Here is a 16,067-nt window from a genome sequence, read left to right on the forward strand (position 1 = left end):
CCGTGATGAAGGAGACAGGCTTCATGAATGCACTTTTACAAGAGCCGTCGGCGGGTCCGCCGGTCAGCAACGTACTGCGCATCACGCTGGTGTGCTTCGCGGTGTCGATGATCGACGGCTTCGACACGTTAATGCTGTCGTTCGTCGCGCCATTGCTGGCGAAGTCGCTGCAGATCGATCACGCAACACTGGGACGCGTGTTCGGCGCCGGCTTCATCGGCACGGTGCTCGGCTCGCTGATCGTCGGCCCGCTGGCGGACCGTTTCGGGCGACGGCCGATGCTGCTGCTGGCGCTTGCCGTCACCGGCATTTTCACGCTTGGCTGTGCATTTGCCACGTCGGCAACGATGCTGGCCGCGCTCCGGTTTATCGGCGGCCTCGGCATGGGTGGCGCCATTCCGCCGGTTGCGGCGATCACGGCCGAGAGCAGTTCGCCGCAGCGCCGCTCTTCGCTGGTGATCCTGATGTTCATCGGCTTTCCGCTCGGCGCGGTGGTGGGCGGCGCGATTACCGCGGCGTTGATGGTGCGCTTCGGCTGGCCGTTCGTGTTCCTGATGGGCGGCACGTTCGCCTTGCTCGCGCTGATTCCGGTGCTTCTCGTGATTCCGGCGCAAGCCGTCAGCCGCGCCGAACGGGCGGCAGCGCAACAGCACGCCGCAGCGCGCGGTCTGGAAGTGGTCGGCGGCGTGTTCGCCGGTGGCCGGCTCCCGGCGACGTTGGCACTGTGGTTCGGCGTGTTGTCGAGCATGATCCTGTCGGGCTTCCTGGTCAGTTTCATGCCGACCATTCTCAACATGAACGGCGTCGAACCTGGTCGTGCAGCGCTGGGTTCCGTGCTGCTCAATTTCGGCGCGATCGGTGGTGCATTGGTGATTTCGACCGTGGTCGGCAGGCGCGGGCCATTCGTACCTGTGGCGATTTCTTTTCTGGGCGGCGCGGTGTTGACGGTGGCGTTGGGCCAGATCATCGGTGCGGGGAATGTCGCGCTTGCGATGCTATTTGCCGTCGGTGCGTTTCTGGTCGGCGGGCAGTTGACGTTTCCGGCGATTGCCAGCTATCTCTTTCCCGCCAACGTGCGTGCGGCCGGCGTCGGTTGGACGCTGGCGATCGGACGCCTCGGTTCGATCGTCGGGCCGGTGGTCGGCGGCATCCTGCTGTCGCAGCATCTGTCCTTCGAAGCACTTTTCATGCTGGCGGCGATCCTCGCCGTAGGCGCGGCGCTGGGTATTGGTCTCGCCAATGTGCTGCGGCCGCGCGAAAAAGAGAGTGGGCCGGTCACACCGACTGCGTCTTTTGCGATCACGGGTTCGGAGTTGGGAGAGGCGGGTCATGGCAAGAACTGATTTGGGCGCAGGCCTGCTCACGACGCTGCAGCAGTTGCCGACCAGCGGCGCGCGCGCAGTCGAAGTCTTTACGACGGACGAGGGTACCTTTCTCGCGGTGCCGCAACTCGCGCGCGACGTGCCGGGTGAGCCGCCTTACATGAACGGCGGCGACAGCGATATCGAAGCGCCGATTTACCGCTGGCAGGACGGTCGTTTCGTCGAGCATGAAACGCTGGCATTACCTGGCGGCGAAGACCTCGAGTACTTCGAAATCGACGGCCGGCGCTTCCTCGCGGCGGCGGGTATTCGAAGCGGCAAGGGGCCGTACGATCTCGATACCGAAGCGCTCGTGTATGAACGCATCGCTGGCGCATGGGTGCCTTTGCAAAGCTTTCCCGCATTTGCAGCGAAGCAGTGGACTGCCTTTTCGTTCGACTCGCGTCATTTCCTCGGGTTGGCGCAAGGCGCCGTGGTCGACGGTGTCGTGCCGAAACATCCGCGCGAATCGTGCTTGTTCGAATGGCATGGCGAACGCTTCGAGCCGTTTCAGACTTTCAATGGGCAATGGGGCTACAACTTCGCGTTCGTGTCATTCGGCGGCGAGCACTATCTCGCGTATGCGGATCACGTCAGTGGATCGTCGGTGAATCGATGGAATGGCGAGAAGTTTGTACCGCTGCAAACGTTCAACGAAAACGGCGGCCGCGCATTCCGCTTTTTCGAAGCGGAGGGCGCGTTATGGATGGTGCACGCGAACCTGCTTAAACACACCACGCTTTATCGATTCGACGGTGCACAGTTTGTCGATAGGCAGATACTGGGCGGCCCCGGTGGACGCGAGCTGTGCCTGATCGATGGCAAAGAGGGTCGCTATCTGGTGCGCGCGTGCTTTATCACCGGCACACCTAAAGCACCGGTTGTCGTGCAGCAATCGGAGATTTTCCAGTGGCGCGATGCGTGCTTCGAACTGGTGGGCGACTTCACGACATCCGGTGCGACCGATGCTGCCAGCTTCGTCGATGACGGTCAGCGTTATCTGGTGGTCAGCAACAGCCTGAGCGACGAGATCCGCTTTCGCACCGATTCGACGTTGTACCGGTTCAACGGTTAGCGCCTAACCGACATCCTCAGCGCTCCGGCGGCCCGCCGGGCATTCCCTTTCGGGAACAGCGATCCCTCTTGCGAGGGAGGGCACCGTTTTGCCTTAAAAAATAAATAGCGGAGACAATGAATGAATAAGCTCGCCATGAGCGCTGCAACGTTGTTTGCGTTAATGAGCCAGACTGTCCACGCTCAAAGCAGCCTCACGCTGTACGGAAGAATCGACGAGGGCCTCACGTTTGTCGACAACGAGGGAAGCGGCCATAACACGAAGCTCGATAGTGGCGTGCTGTACCCGAACATATGGGGCCTCGCCGGTCATGAAGATCTGGGTGGAGGCAACACGGTGGTGTTCAAGCTTGAAGGTCTGTTCGATCTGAACAGCGGGAAAATGCTTCCCGCCAATACGGAATTCGCACACCAGGCCCTGATTGGCCTGGAGACGGATTACGGCAGGATCACCATGGGTTACCAGTACGACATGGCCTTCGATTTTTTCAACCAGTTCAATGTGAGTGCGCTCGGCAGTGGCTACGCAATCCATCAAGGGGATCTAGACCACACCAACAACGACCGGATGCCAAACTCCGTCAAATACACCAGCCCGACCATCAAGGGATTCCAGTTCGCCGCGATGTATGGCTTCAGCAATACGGCAGGAAGCTTCCATAACGGCAGCGCGTGGAGCGTGGGCGGACAGTATGCAAACGGCCCCCTGACGATCGGCGCGGACTATACGTTCGATGCAACGCCGACGCTGGACCCGTACGCGCAGATCGGTTTGCGCACCTTCTTCGGCGTACCGACCGTGGCGGGAACCGGCAATTCGGCCACCGACCTCCAGCCGGCCTTCACGCTCCATTCGTTGGCCACGTTCGGCATCGGCGCTTCGTATGCGATTGGTGATTTCACCCTTTACGGCAACTTTACCGATACGACGCTGAAGTTCCAGGGCGAGGCTTCCGTGATGCACGTCTATGAGGGCGGGGCGACGTATCAGGCCACCCCGTTCCTGCAGTTCGTATTCGGCTATCAGCACACGGGCTTTCAGGGGCACAAATGGAATCAGGCGACGGCGGCGGCCAACTATGCCCTCTCCAAGAGGACGCAGATTTATATCTCGTCGGACTACGTGAAAGCATCGGCCGGTGTCGATGCAGTTCTCGGCGAGGCCTTTGCGCCGTCGTCGACGGGTCAGCAAGCCGACGTTCGCATCGGTATTGTTCACTCGTTTTGAATCAGGGACGAACTCCCTGTCTTGCACCTGACTTAAAACCGCAACAACTGATAGGAGATATCAACACATGAAACGAAAATACGCTGGAATCGCGCTAGCAGGAATCCTGGCGATGCTTGCCAATGCATGGGGCAATGAGGCGGCAGACAGTTTGCCAAAGTGGTCTGCAAACATCCCCGTAAAGGTAGCGACACATTTTGCTTTCGACACAAGCGCGACGGCAGACGGAAAGTACTACCTTGCCGACGGATCGAATGTCGCACTGGATGTATTCGACGTAAAAACCATGACGCTGCTTGCCCAGATTCCTGGTGATTTTGCGGGCGTGGGGAAAACCTTCGATACATCTTCGCCGGCAGGTGTGACGCCGGTCCCGGGTACCCCTCTGGTCTACGTGGGAGACGTCAATGCGGTCAAGCTTATCGACGTATCCGAAAAGAAGCTGGTTAAAACGATCGAAGTCAGCACCGAGGGTATCCGTGCCGACGAGGGTTGCCTCGACCCGGAGCACCACATTCTGATGTATTCGAGTGGCGGCGGAAAGCCCCCGTTTGCGACATTCATCGATACCCAGACTCAAGCTGTCGTCGGCAAGCTTTCGCTGCATGACTCCACCGGTCTCGAAGCGTGTGGCTACGACCCGAAGAACAGGGACTTCATGTTGAACAACGACGGCACTCAAGCCAATCCGAAGGGCGAGGTCGATGTCATTCCTGTTGAGTCCGTTCTTGCAGGAAAGCCCAGCGTTTCGAAGGTGTTCGGACTGAAAGGATGCGGGGCGCCAACTGGCATTGCAATCGGACCGGGCAACGATGCGCTGATTGGATGTGATCCCGACGAGGGGAGCAAGCAGGCGACGTTGATCATCGACCGCAGCAACGGCAAGACGCTGGCCGAATTGCCGTTCGGCGGAGTCGACCAGGTCGTCTACGACCCGGTGTCGAAACGCTACTTCCTTCCGGCCGGCCACCACTCTGCGGACGGTGTTTCTCAGGTTGGACGCAAAGACGCGAAGTTCGATTCGGTACTCGGCGTTGTCGATGCGACGACACGGCACTTCCTTGGCAGCGTTCCCGCAGGAGTCCACGCTCACTCTGTTGCCGTAGACGGGGAGTCACACCGCGTCTTCGTGCCGCATGCGGGTGGCGCCTCCGCCGAGTTTGCCAGCCCGGGAGTATCGGTATTTGCCACACAGTAAGAACGGGCTCGCCGACGACCTGTCGATATCCGTAGCCCATTCGCAATGATTGGGCTGAAGAGTCCAAACCGGCCTGGGCACATACCCGCCGGTTTCAATTGCTGTTGTGAGGCGAGCGCTGCCTTTGATTCAACACGCCTGGAAAACTGTAAAAGGAATAATGTGATGACCCGAACCCCGCATTCATATCAACGTGGCGAGACGAATCTAGTCAGTAAAGTCCCGCATATTACCGTGATGTTCTGGATCGTCAAGATTCTCGCGACCACGGTGGGGGAGACAGGCGGCGACGCCCTTTCCATGACATTGCAGCTCGGTTACGCGATCAGCAGCATCATCCTTCTCGCATTTTTCTTTGTCACGCTGACTGCCCAGATCTCGTCTAAATCGTACCGCCCTTTCTTTTATTGGCTAGTGGTGGTCGCCACAACGACCGTCGGCACGACCACATCGGATTATCTGGACCGCACCGTTGGCCTCGGTTATGTGAAATCTTCCTTGCTGTTGTTTTGCGGCGTTCTGCTGATCCTCTTCATCTGGCGCCGCGTCGTCGGCAGGGTCGAGTTCGAGAACATTGCTACCAGGAAGGAAGAAGTCTTCTACTGGCTCACGATTCTGGTTTCCAATACGCTCGGGACCGCACTAGGCGATTTCGTTGCGACCAGTGTCGGTCTGGGATTCGACGGCGGCGCGCTGGCGTTCACCGGGCTGATCGCCGTGGTGGCCGCAGCGCACTTCTGGCTGAAGAAAGTGCCGCCCAGCGCACTTTTCTGGGCCGCATATATCCTCACGCGCCCCCTCGGAGCCACACTCGGCGACACGCTCACCAAGCCTTATAGCGAAGATGGGCTGGAGTTGGGTCGCATTACTTCTTCCTTGACTATTGCAGCTTTCATGGTCGTGGGAATCATCTGGATGTGTAGAAAAAAACAACAGGATCTCACTCCATCCGGCCAGGCTCTCTCGGATTGAGTCGACGGCAAATCCGCAGCATCGGAGTCTGCCTCTTCCGCGTGTTAGAGCGCCAGCGCAATCGGCACAATCGCGCCGGCCAGATTACGTCAGCTTTGGATAAAAGCTAAAAGGTCCGCGTTGAGCACATCGGCGTGAATCGTGAGCATGCCGTGCGGATAACCAGGATAGATCTTCAGCGTCGCGTTCCTGATCAGTTTTGCCTGAAGCAGGACGGCGTCCTCGTAGGGCACGATCTGGTCGTCGTCGCCCTGCATCACGAGGGTCGGCACCTCGATCGCTTTCAGGTCCTCGGTCTGATCGGTTTCCGAGAAGGCCTTGATGCACTCGTAATGTGCATTGGCCGCGCCCATCATGCCCTGACGCCACCAGTTGTCGACCACGCCGTCGATGACTTTCGCGCCGGGCCGATTGAAACCGTAGAACGGAATCGGCACCTCGCGGAAAAACTGCGCCCGGTTGGCGGCGAGCTGCGCGCGGAGCCCGTCGAACACGTCGATCGGCGTGCCGCCAGGATTGCTCTCGCTCTTGACCATGATTGGCGGAACAGCGCTGACCAGCACGGCTTTGGCCACGCGGCCCTTGCCGTGGCGGGCGACATAGCGCGCCACCTCACCGCCGCCGGTGGAATGGCCGATGTGGATCGCGTCCCTGAGGTCCAGATGTTCGGCCAGGGCCGCCGCATCCGCGGCGTACGTGTCCATATCGTGACCGCCGGCGGTCTGGCTCGATCGCCCATGACCTCTCCGGTCATGAGCGATGACACGGTAGCCGTGCTGTAGAAAAAACAGCATCTGCGCATCCCAGTCATCCGCGCTGAGCGGCCAGCCATGGTGGAATACGATGGGCTGGCCATGACCCCAGTCTTTGTAGAAGATCTCGGTGCGATCTTGCGTCGTCACAAAAGGCATGTGTTTCTCCTATGACATTCCGGTGTAGCGCCCGACCTGAGGATGGCCTGGCAAGAAAACCGGACAGCCTGCCCAATGCCGGCTGTTCCGGCTCGATACACAGTACAGATGTCGCTTGAACAAATTGCGGCACCGCGATCGCCAAAACGCGTCCTTCAGGTCCGCGGCGCCGCGAGATAGAAGTCCCGCGCCGTTTGCGGCGGCCGCCCGATCAGACGCTCGAGATCGCCCGTGACCTCGGAGAATTCGCCGGCCGCGATCGCGTGGAACCACGCCGCGAAGAAGTTCGCCACCGGCTCGGGGAATCCTTCCCCGATACGCGCATCGACGAACTCGGCGACGGGCACGTCGCAATAGTCAATCGTGCGTCCGCCCGCATCGGACATTGCCGCTGCGATATCGGCCATGCCAATGGCCTCGCTGCCGCCGAGCGTATAGAGCTTGCCGGCATGGCCGTCGCTGGACAGCACCACGGCAGCGCCTTCCGCAAGCTCGCGCCGGCTGGCGAAAGCGCCGCGGCCCTGCCCTGCGGGCACGCGAATGCCGGCCTCGGCCACGCTTTTGCCGAACGGCAGCGTGTCGAAATACATCGTGTTGCGCAGGATCGTCACGTCGAGACCCGACGCCTGCAACAACGCCTCGGTTTCCTGCTCCCATTGTGTCACAGGAGGGATATCGACCGTACTGCCTGCGGCGCGCTGCAGCGAGACATAGTGCACATGGCGCACGCCGGCCCGTTTCGCCGCCTCGATGACATTCGCATGCTGCGTCACGACGTCGCCGAAAGCCACGGTCGATACGAGCAACAATTTGTCCACCGCCGAAAACGCGCGTTCGAGCGAGGCCGGGTCGAAATAGTCGCCGGCCCGTACGTCGACGCCTTGTTCCGTGAACGCGCGCAGCTTGGCCGGATTGCGCGCCAATGCGGCGATCTCGCCAGCCGGCACGCGCTGCAGCAGGAATTCGACGACCTGGCTACCCAATCCGCCTGTCGCACCTGTCACGAGAATCTTGCTCATTGCCTGGTTCCTTACTTATGCGACGGTTACGGAAGGTGCATCGAACTGCCCGGCCTTGCCGCCGGTGTAGAGCTGCCGGGTGTCCGGATCGTCGATGACCGTGTACGGGAAGCCCGACCGAATCGCGCTCACCGCATCGAGACGCGCGATCTGTCCGGTCGACAGCGTCACGTTCGCCGCAGCGAGATTGCTTTCGAGCTGGGCCAGCGTGCGCGGCCCGATGATCGGCAGCGAGCCCTTGGCCGCCACCCACGCGATGGCGATTTCGCCCGGCGTGACGCCGGCGTCCTGCGCGATCGCGATCAGCGTGTCGAGGATCGCGGTACGCTGAGCGGAGTTTTCGGCCTGGAAAACTTTTCCGCCAAGCCCCTCGGCACGTCCCTTTTCACCCTGGCGATATTTGCCGGTCAGCATGCCGCCACCGAGCGGCGACCAGGCCACGATGCCGAGGCCGAGTGCCTGGCCGGCCGGCAACAGCTCCTGCTCGGTGCTGCGTTCGACGAGGCTGTGCTCGACTTGAAGGGCCGCGATGGGCGCCGCCCCGCGCAATTCGGCAATGGTCGCGGCGCGCGCCACGCGCCAGGCGGGAAAATCGGACAGACCCGCGTAGAGGATCTTGCCGGCCCGGACGAGATCGTCGAAGCCGCGCACGATCTCCTCGACCGGCGTGACACCGTCGGACACATGGGCCCAGTAGAGATCGATGCGGTCGGTCTTCAATCGCTTCAGGCTCGCCTCGACCGACGCGACCATCGCCTTGCGGCTATTGCCCGTGACCAGAATGCCCGAGTTGGCATCCGTGCGCATCGTGAACTTCGTGGCCAGCACGAACTCGTCGCGCCGTCCAGCCAGCAAATCGCCGAGGATCTCTTCGGACTGGCCGAATTGATAGCCGTTAGCCGTATCGATAAAGTTGCCGCCTGCGGCTGCATAGGCATCGAAGATACGACGCGCCTCGTCGGGTTCGGCGCCATGTCCCCAGCGGGTGCCGAAATTACCGGTTCCGAGCACGAGCGTGGAGACCCGCAGACCGCTATGCTTGCCAAACAATTGATAACGCATAAATCGGATTCCTTATTATTCCGTGTATAGATCGAAAAAAATTCAGGAAAAATCGCTGCCGGCCGACACGCAATATGCCATCCAGGACGGCAAACGTGCCCGGCCAAGGTTTTGCCGGGCTCCGTCAGACTGCAGTCAAATGTTCACGAACCTTCTCGCTCGACTGCATCCATACCGGAATTGCGATTGATATCAAGCAAACTGCCAACAGCCGCATCGAGGATTCGGCTGGACAGCGCCTCGTCCTCGGTAAGACGCGACAACAAAAGCGCCCCCACCATCGTCGACAGCACGACGGCAGGATCTCTTTCCGCCCGGTGGGCCGACGAAATCTGCATGGCCCGATCGAGAGTCGCCAGATACGACCGGATACCGGTTTCGAAACTCCGGATCATTTCCGGCCCCTGCCGCGCAGCATCGGTGCCAAGTGCGGGAAAGATGCAACCATCGCCGATCCGGTCACGGTGATCATGAGACAGGTACTGGCCGATTATGGTCGCCAGCGGATCGTCGCCACCCTCTTCGACCAGGCGGGTCAGTCGTTCGCTGCTGTCGGCCAGCACACGGTCGCAGGCCTGAACCGCCAGATCGTCTTTCGACTTGAACTGCTTGTAGAACCCGCCTTGCGTCAAGCCAACCGCGCCCATCAGGTCATTGAGGCCGACCCCGTCGAAACCGTGTTCACGGAACAACCGGCCGGCTGCCTCGATGACCGCGCGCCGGTTCTCTTCCGCCTGTGCCCGACTGACCCTCATGACGCTCTCCGCCGATTCGATGAACCGATTATATTGTGATCACCATCTATTTGCAAAGGGTGGATTCGAAGTAGGGTGTGAGGGGAATGACGCGTGTGCGGCATTCGTCGGTCGCTCGTCCGCCTCTTCGGCCAACCACTCGGCCACACATCGGTCGGTGAGTTCGTTAAGCTTCAGTACCATCAACGATGCCAGTAGGCCGGCCCCGTCAAGCCTTTGTGACGCTTCTTCGTCTCAGCACCGGGGGACGCCAAGGCTTCGTGGTCAGCGATATATCGCGCCGACCGCGGGCGCTTCGTTTTCGGGGAAATGGTCGTACGGAGATACACGAGGTATTCAGCCCATGCCTCACCCATAACTACGACCTGGCGACGCGCTTCGGTCTGCGTTCTCTTAGCGCCTTGAGAGACACCTTCATTGCGCGGTCAAACACTTCGAATAATCCCGACAACGAATGACGGGCCGCATCTTTAAATGGCATGTGGCACGTTCGCCACCGTTTTAAATAAGAGCAACACATGACCGTGAGACTGTTTGATAGTACAGTCCACGAGCGCAAACGCACTGATTTATGCGCTGCGAATATCGCGCCAAGACGACGTCTATATCACTCTATTCTGGGGGCATACTGTCTTGAACACGTCCGATCCTTCCAAGGTTGCCGATATCAAACCGAAGTGGCGCGAACGCTTTGACTTCTTCGATGCTTACGGCGCGCCCTCCTCCCCTGAGTTTCGTGCCGCCTTTAAAGCGCTGCCGCGCAACAAGAAGCGGTTCGTCAATTTCAGTTTCCTCGGTTTCTTCTTCGGTCCGTTCTATTTTTTTGCGCTCGGGCTATGGAAGAAAGCACTGTCGCTGCTCGCGATCGCACTGGCAACGACGGTCCTGGAAACGATTTTCTCGATAGTCACCCAGATAGATATTCCGCGCGCAGTCGATACCGGCATCAGCATCGGTTTCGGTTATCTCTTCGGGCTCTGCGTGAACTACGCCTACTACCTGAAAGAAGTAAAAGGCAGCCAAGGCTGGAATCCATTCGAAGGAATGCGGTTCTAGGATAAAGCCCTCGAAGAGGGCAACCGCTCAGCGCCGCGCCCGCTCGCGGTACTTGCCCTGCAGGAAATCGATCAACACGCGCAGCTTGAGCGGCATCTGCGAGCGGCTAGCCGTATATAGATAGAAGCCCGCAAAGCGCGGGCACCACGCGTCGAGCACAGGCACGAGCCGGCCGTCTGCCAGTTGCTCGTGAACGTACTCGTCTGTCACGTGCAGCAACCCCACACCCTGCTCCGCCGCGCGCACCATGGTGCGTAAATCGTTGGTCACGAAGCTGCCGCGCACGTCCACCTCGAACACTCGCGACGGGTCGCGCGGCTGCGCAAACTCCCAGCGGTAGATGCCGCCGCTCGTCGAAAACCGGTAACGCAAGCAGTCGTGTCCAGCCAGGTCGTCCGGGGTCTGAGGCGGCGGATAGCGCTCGAAATAATCGGGCGAACCGGCCACGACGATACGGAGTTCGCCGCCCAGTGGAATCGCCACCATATCCTGCGCAAGGCGCTCGCCCAGCCGGATGCCTGCATCGAAGCCCTCGCCCACCAGGTCCGCGAGTCCGTCGTCGAGCACCATTTCGAGGCCGATGTGCGGATACAGGCGCGCGAACTCACCCAGGTGCGGCAGCACCCGCAATTCGCTCGCGACCCGCGAGAGATTGATTCGCAACGTACCAGCCGGATGGTCGCGGGTTTCGTCGAGCGCGTCGAAGGCGGCCTCGAGCGCTGCGAGCGCGGGCCGCACGTGCTCCAGAAACTGCGCGCCAGCCTCGGTGAGGGCGACGCGGCGCGTAGTCCGGTTGAACAGGCGCACCGAGAGTTGCGTTTCGAGCGTGCGCACCGACTGCGACAACGCCGACGCCGAGACGCCCGACTCGCCCGCCGCCCGCGTGAAACTTCCGTGCCGCGCTACGGCAGCGAAAGCCATCAACGCAGGTAATTGTGCAGGATCCAAGCGCGCTCTCAATTTTGAAGTACGACTTCATAATCCTTGCAGACAACAGCCATTTTTCCAAGCAAAGAATCGGCGCACGATACCTCCATTGCCCGACTACCTTGGAGGACACCACCATGACGATGCACCAATACACCTTGCTCGGCCGTTCCGGCCTGCGCGTCAGCCCCATCTCACTCGGCACCATGACGTTCGGCACCGAATGGGGTTGGGGCGCCGAAGAGAAATCCTCCCAACGCCTGTTCGACCTCTATGTGGATGCCGGCGGCAACTTCATCGATACCGCCGATCTGTATACGGAAGGCACGAGTGAAACGTGGGTGGGCAAATTTGTCGCGGCGCGCGGCCTGCGCGACCGGCTCGTGATTGCCACCAAGTTCGGCTACAACGCCGAGGCCGGCAATCCGAACGCGGGCGGCAATCATCGCAAGAACCTGATGCGTGCGCTGGACGGCTCGCTAAAACGCCTCGGCACCGATTACATCGACTTGTACTACCTGCACACCTGGGACCGCGTCACGCCCGTCGACGAAGTCATGCGCGCGATGGACGACGCCGTGCGGGCCGGGAAAATCCGCTACGTCGGTTTGTCGGATACGCCGGCCTGGTTCGCCGGGCGGGCCCAGACACTCGCTGACTGGCGCGGTTTCGAACCGGTGGCGGCCATGCAGCTCGAATACTCGATGATCGAGCGCAACGCTGAAAATGAGTTCGCGGATCTCGCCGCCAATCTCGGGATGGGACTCGTACCATGGAGTCCGCTCGGCATGGGGGTGCTGTCGGGCAAGTATCGTCCGTCACAGGATGGCGCGAGCCGCGGCATCGCGGGCGAAGGCCGGCTGGCAAGTCTTGCGGGCAGCCCGCCGCCGGGCTTCGACAAGCTGACCGAGCGCAACTTCCGGATCGTAGCCGCGCTGGAGGCCGTCGCCCACGAGGCAGGCCGGCCCATGGCCCAGGTCGCGCTGAACTGGCTGCACCAGAAACGCGGCGTGTCGAGCATCATCGTCGGCGCAACCCGCCCCGAGCAACTGCAGGAATCGCTCGGCTCACTCGACTTCACGCTCGCGCCGGAACTGATCGCGCGGCTCGACGCCGTCTCCGAACCGGCGCGTCCGTTTCCGTATTACATGTTTGCGGACGGTCATCAGGCACGTATTCACGGCCAGGTCGAGGTGGTCGACAAGCCTTCGGCATTCGACCCTCCAGTGCGAGTGCCGGCACCGAACGCCGACGCTTCCTGACGACCCACTTAACCCCTTGGGAGACGCGAGGTTTGCGCAGAAGCTCGCCTCGCAATTCGTCAGGGTTATCCGAGAGAAGCTTTGTGCTTCCGGATCAATGCACGCCGCGCTCAGTCGAGATGCGACGTGCATTCGTCTTTTCATATGCATACGTAAAAGAACGTTAGACGCGTCAACGGAATCACCTAATCCTTCGTTAACAAAAAATTGAGGGTGCAATTCGACGCGTTTGAATTCGGTCGCGCCCGGAAACGATATACGCAGCGTCATCCGTCTGCATGTGTGCAGCGCAGCGAAACGGATTGTTTAAGGGTCCTGATAAGTGATCAGCCTGAGAGAAGGCCAATAGCATTTCGGGATGTCGTGCCCGGCAGCCAAGGCCAGATGAAGCTCAACGGCTCGACATTGAACAGGCCTGCAATGCGTGGAACCGCGCGCTGCAACGCACCAATCCGGCCGTGCGCAGCGGTGCAAGCGGCTTGGCTTAGTGGCGAAAGAGCGCGGCGGCATCAGCAAGGAATGTTGCAGGATGCTGCGGCCGAAGGTGCGAACAGTCGTGCAATAAGCAGGCGGCGAGGACTGTCGCACCCAAGGCTGCAGACATTGTTCAAGCCATGCGGAAGGTATTGTTCTGATTAGTCCGACCGTTCGCAATTGCAGGACAACCGTTAAATTTTATTCAAATGAATTCAAGCAGAGTGGCGTTGTGCCGTTAAAGCAACAAATGGCCAATGAAAAGCAGTGTGACCGCTTTGCAGCACTGGTGCAAAACGGGGACCGAGGCAGATAATCGGTTCGTAAAGGAGAAATATCATGGATGCCAAACCGCCCAAGATTCCGACCCCGGATAAAGTGTTCAGCCCGGATCCGGAACCCGCCGGCGTTGAGTTCCTCGGCGCCGAACTGCCGGAGCATGTTCGCGCGTTCTTCGACGAACAACGCAAGTCGTGCGAGCCCAAGTAATACCAGGCTGGCGCAGCGCAGCAACCGGGGCACGCATACGGTGCGTGAGCTTGATGCTCGCGCGTGCACATCACACAGGTCGTTACGGGGCGCGGTAGCCGTTCGGGACGCGCCGGGTCATCACCTGGCGCGTTGGATCGCGCGCCTCGAAAGCAGATACACGCCGCGCGCGCTGCGCATCGTTTATTCTTCTGGCTTTCCGCTTTGACCGTTCGGTCATCTTCCCCCACATGAACCGTTTGTATCGTTCCAGCGTGACGAGTGCGCTTGCGCTGTGCGCTGCGTTGACGCTCACGCTGACGCCCGCCGCCGCGCGCGCGGACAGCGACGACACCGCTCTGACCAATCTGATTTCGCTTGTGTCGCAAAGGCTCGCGCTTGCCGAACCGGTCGCACAGTGGAAATGGGCCAACCACCAGGCGATTACCGATGCGCCACGGGAGGCCGCTTTGCTCGCCGACGTCGCCAAACGCGCCGCAGCGGCGCAAGTGGACCCCGAGTTTGCGCGCGCCTTCTTCCAGGACCAGATCGACGCCAGCAAGGAAGTGCAAAACGCCCTGTTCGCCACCTGGCGCAGCACACGGCCGCCGGAAGGCGCGGCGCCCGACCTTGTCACCAGTATCCGGCCTCAGCTCGATCAACTGACCAAGTCGATGGTCGCCGGTCTCGCTCGCGTGCAAACGCTGCGCACCGCGCCGGACTGCCCATCGCGCGTGGCGCAGGGCATCGCCAACTGGAAGTCATTGACACGCTACGACTCCACGCGCTCAGGCGCCCTCACCCACGCACTGGGTCATGTATGCGAATCGGGCGGCGTGGGCGCAACCGGTTAGGCAACGTTCGCCGCACCCGCCGGGTTGACGGCAGCACCGAGCGGCATGACCCGCAAGCCGCGCGCCAGATGAGTCTGCAGGATGCGGTAGGTCGACAGCTCAAACGAGCCCGCGACACTCGACGCATGCAGGCTCGCCGCCTGCGCGAGCGAAGGCGCGTGACCGACGTAGCGCCAGCGGTCGACCACGTGAAAGGCCCGGGCCTGCAATTCCGCGTCGCGCTCCTCGAAGACAATCGGGCCGTCGAACGGCCAGGGCGCATCGACAGGATCGCTTTTCGCAACCCGTGGCAGGCGGTTTTGTCCGGGACGCAGTGTGGCGATCCATTGCGCCTCTGCCAGCAGAGCACCCAACTCGCCGCCGGTGGCGAGCCATTCGACGCGCCGCACTTGCTGAGCCAGCCGCAGATCCTTCGACGAACGGCGCTCGCCGGTCAGATGTGAGCGCAGACGCTGGCGCACCCGCACGCTACGACCGACGTAGAGCGGCAAATCCCCTTCTCCATAGAATGCGTAGACGCCGCAACCGGCCGGCGCCGTATCGAGCAGGTCTTCAGTGATCTCGCCCGCCAGCCGGTAACGACGCAGCGTGCGGTCGATTTGCGCGCGCAGCACGTCGACAGGCACGAGACCGTGCAAGCGCTGCCAGAATTGCCACAGCAGATCGGCATCGGCCAACGCGCGGTGCCGGTCGGACGGCACGAGGGCGTGACGCTCGACCAGCGCGTCCAGTCCATGACGCTTTTCCGCGGGAAAGAGCGCGCGCGACAGGCGCACGGTGCAGAGAACGTCGGGATTGAACGCCAGGCCCGCGCGGCGGAACTCGCTGCGCAAGAAGCCACGATCGAAACTTGCGTTATGTGCAATAAACAGCTTGCCGTCCAGGCGCTCGAACAGCGCGGGCGCGATCGCATCGAAGGTCGGGGCGCCGCGCACCATCGCATCGGTGATGCCGGTCAGTTGCTGGATAAACGGCGGGATGGATTGTTGTGGGTCGACCAGCGTACTCCACCGCGACACGCCCTCGGGCCCGACTTCGACCACGCCGACTTCGGTGATGCGATGCTCGCCGGTTGAGCCCCCGGTGGTTTCAAGGTCGACAAATGCGATCGGCGCATCGATCGCGGGGTTCTGCAAAAACGCTTCAGACATGGGCGGGAATAGGTTTCGGTGCGTGGCTAGCGGCAAGTATGCACCAGTTGGCACGTGGAGATGCAGGTGGCATGACGGTTTTAACGTATCTGCTTCGAAGCTGGCAAACGCCATTCGTTTGCTTTCAGGCAGCATAAATCTCGTGTGAATATTATGTTTTTATGACCTGATTGCAATAAATCCTGAGATTTTTATACTGGAAAACCCTGAGCAAAGCAGGATATGAACCGCTGGACGCATCCAATCGGACTATATCGCCAGAGCATAAACCCATATTAAGGATGAGCCGCGCTTC

Annotated in this window: 15 protein-coding genes; 9 read left to right on the forward strand and 6 right to left on the reverse strand. The window is 60.8% G+C overall.

Annotated elements, in window-relative coordinates; genetic code table 11:
- Positions 1-23: 23 nt before the first annotated feature.
- From AC1ECK_RS13940 to AC1ECK_RS13960, 5 genes are all read left to right on the forward strand, one after another.
- Positions 24-1,343 (forward strand): MFS transporter, encoded by a 1,320-nt coding sequence (locus AC1ECK_RS13940; RefSeq protein WP_480319957.1) that lies wholly within the window; start codon positions 24-26, stop codon positions 1,341-1,343.
- Positions 1,330-2,436 carry a hypothetical protein gene (locus AC1ECK_RS13945; protein ID WP_480319959.1) on the forward strand — a complete coding sequence of 369 codons (1,107 nt, stop codon included), beginning with the start codon at positions 1,330-1,332 and terminating at the stop codon, positions 2,434-2,436. The genes AC1ECK_RS13940 and AC1ECK_RS13945 overlap by 14 nt, the downstream gene beginning before the upstream one ends.
- 120 nt (positions 2,437-2,556) lie before the next feature.
- Positions 2,557-3,663 (forward strand): porin, encoded by a 1,107-nt coding sequence (locus AC1ECK_RS13950; protein ID WP_480319961.1) that lies wholly within the window; start codon positions 2,557-2,559, stop codon positions 3,661-3,663.
- A gap of 67 nt (positions 3,664-3,730) precedes the next feature.
- The gene (locus AC1ECK_RS13955; RefSeq protein WP_480319963.1) at positions 3,731-4,861 is read left to right on the forward strand and encodes a YncE family protein; all 1,131 of its coding nucleotides are present in this window, start codon (positions 3,731-3,733) and stop codon (positions 4,859-4,861) included.
- Between the two features lie 165 nt (positions 4,862-5,026).
- Complete coding sequence (locus AC1ECK_RS13960; RefSeq protein WP_480319965.1) at positions 5,027-5,833, forward strand: COG4705 family protein; 807 nt, start codon at positions 5,027-5,029, stop codon at positions 5,831-5,833.
- Positions 5,834-5,922: 89 nt separating this feature from the next.
- On the opposite strand, the gene AC1ECK_RS13965 is transcribed toward AC1ECK_RS13960, so the two are convergent.
- From AC1ECK_RS13965 to AC1ECK_RS13980, 4 genes are all read right to left on the reverse strand, one after another.
- Positions 5,923-6,744 carry an alpha/beta fold hydrolase gene (locus tag AC1ECK_RS13965; protein ID WP_480319967.1) on the reverse strand — a complete coding sequence of 274 codons (822 nt, stop codon included), beginning with the start codon at positions 6,742-6,744 and terminating at the stop codon, positions 5,923-5,925.
- A 155-nt stretch (positions 6,745-6,899) separates the two neighbouring features.
- Complete coding sequence (locus tag AC1ECK_RS13970) at positions 6,900-7,763, reverse strand: SDR family oxidoreductase (protein ID WP_480319969.1); 864 nt, start codon at positions 7,761-7,763, stop codon at positions 6,900-6,902.
- A gap of 15 nt (positions 7,764-7,778) precedes the next feature.
- A complete protein-coding gene (locus tag AC1ECK_RS13975) occupies positions 7,779-8,825 on the reverse strand; it encodes an aldo/keto reductase (protein ID WP_480319971.1) in 1,047 nt (348 codons plus the stop codon).
- A 143-nt stretch (positions 8,826-8,968) separates the two neighbouring features.
- A complete protein-coding gene (locus AC1ECK_RS13980; RefSeq protein ID WP_480319973.1) occupies positions 8,969-9,580 on the reverse strand; it encodes a TetR/AcrR family transcriptional regulator in 612 nt (203 codons plus the stop codon).
- Between the two features lie 633 nt (positions 9,581-10,213).
- Between AC1ECK_RS13980 and AC1ECK_RS13985 the strand changes: the two genes are divergently transcribed.
- Positions 10,214-10,636 carry a DUF2628 domain-containing protein gene (locus AC1ECK_RS13985; protein ID WP_480319975.1) on the forward strand — a complete coding sequence of 141 codons (423 nt, stop codon included), beginning with the start codon at positions 10,214-10,216 and terminating at the stop codon, positions 10,634-10,636.
- A 27-nt stretch (positions 10,637-10,663) separates the two neighbouring features.
- Here AC1ECK_RS13985 and AC1ECK_RS13990 read toward each other — a convergent pair whose 3' ends face one another.
- Positions 10,664-11,584 carry a LysR family transcriptional regulator gene (locus AC1ECK_RS13990; protein WP_480319977.1) on the reverse strand — a complete coding sequence of 307 codons (921 nt, stop codon included), beginning with the start codon at positions 11,582-11,584 and terminating at the stop codon, positions 10,664-10,666.
- A 116-nt stretch (positions 11,585-11,700) separates the two neighbouring features.
- Here AC1ECK_RS13990 and AC1ECK_RS13995 point away from each other — a divergent pair, with 116 nt between their 5' ends.
- From AC1ECK_RS13995 to AC1ECK_RS14005, 3 genes are all read left to right on the forward strand, one after another.
- Positions 11,701-12,825: an aldo/keto reductase gene (locus AC1ECK_RS13995; RefSeq protein WP_480319979.1), complete on the forward strand. Its 1,125-nt coding sequence runs from the start codon at positions 11,701-11,703 to the stop codon at positions 12,823-12,825.
- An 813-nt stretch (positions 12,826-13,638) separates the two neighbouring features.
- Complete coding sequence (locus AC1ECK_RS14000) at positions 13,639-13,788, forward strand: hypothetical protein (protein ID WP_166660758.1); 150 nt, start codon at positions 13,639-13,641, stop codon at positions 13,786-13,788.
- 230 nt (positions 13,789-14,018) lie between these two features.
- Entirely contained in the window at positions 14,019-14,621 is a 603-nt protein-coding gene (locus AC1ECK_RS14005) for a chorismate mutase (protein WP_480319981.1), read from the forward strand.
- Here the strand turns inward: AC1ECK_RS14005 and AC1ECK_RS14010 are convergent.
- On the reverse strand, positions 14,618-15,772 hold the full coding sequence (locus AC1ECK_RS14010; protein ID WP_480319983.1) for an exonuclease domain-containing protein: 1,155 nt from the start codon (positions 15,770-15,772) through the stop codon (positions 14,618-14,620). The two genes, AC1ECK_RS14005 and AC1ECK_RS14010, sit on opposite strands and share 4 nt — an antisense overlap.
- Positions 15,773-16,067: the final 295 nt, after the last annotated feature.

The organism is Paraburkholderia sp. SSBN10T, assembly GCF_056619545.1.

Coding starts and splice junctions, on each gene's coding strand:
- AC1ECK_RS13940 (WP_480319957.1), top strand. CDS start 24: ATGAATGCACTTTTACAAGAGCCGTCGGCGGGTCCGCCGGTCAGCAAC.
- AC1ECK_RS13945 (WP_480319959.1), top strand. CDS start 1,330: ATGGCAAGAACTGATTTGGGCGCAGGCCTGCTCACGACGCTGCAGCAG.
- AC1ECK_RS13950 (WP_480319961.1), top strand. CDS start 2,557: ATGAATAAGCTCGCCATGAGCGCTGCAACGTTGTTTGCGTTAATGAGC.
- AC1ECK_RS13955 (WP_480319963.1), top strand. CDS start 3,731: ATGAAACGAAAATACGCTGGAATCGCGCTAGCAGGAATCCTGGCGATG.
- AC1ECK_RS13960 (WP_480319965.1), top strand. CDS start 5,027: ATGACCCGAACCCCGCATTCATATCAACGTGGCGAGACGAATCTAGTC.
- AC1ECK_RS13965 (WP_480319967.1), bottom strand. CDS start 6,744: ATGCCTTTTGTGACGACGCAAGATCGCACCGAGATCTTCTACAAAGAC.
- AC1ECK_RS13970 (WP_480319969.1), bottom strand. CDS start 7,763: ATGAGCAAGATTCTCGTGACAGGTGCGACAGGCGGATTGGGTAGCCAG.
- AC1ECK_RS13975 (WP_480319971.1), bottom strand. CDS start 8,825: ATGCGTTATCAATTGTTTGGCAAGCATAGCGGTCTGCGGGTCTCCACG.
- AC1ECK_RS13980 (WP_480319973.1), bottom strand. CDS start 9,580: ATGAGGGTCAGTCGGGCACAGGCGGAAGAGAACCGGCGCGCGGTCATC.
- AC1ECK_RS13995 (WP_480319979.1), top strand. CDS start 11,701: ATGACGATGCACCAATACACCTTGCTCGGCCGTTCCGGCCTGCGCGTC.
- AC1ECK_RS14000 (WP_166660758.1), top strand. CDS start 13,639: ATGGATGCCAAACCGCCCAAGATTCCGACCCCGGATAAAGTGTTCAGC.
- AC1ECK_RS14005 (WP_480319981.1), top strand. CDS start 14,019: ATGAACCGTTTGTATCGTTCCAGCGTGACGAGTGCGCTTGCGCTGTGC.
- AC1ECK_RS14010 (WP_480319983.1), bottom strand. CDS start 15,772: ATGTCTGAAGCGTTTTTGCAGAACCCCGCGATCGATGCGCCGATCGCA.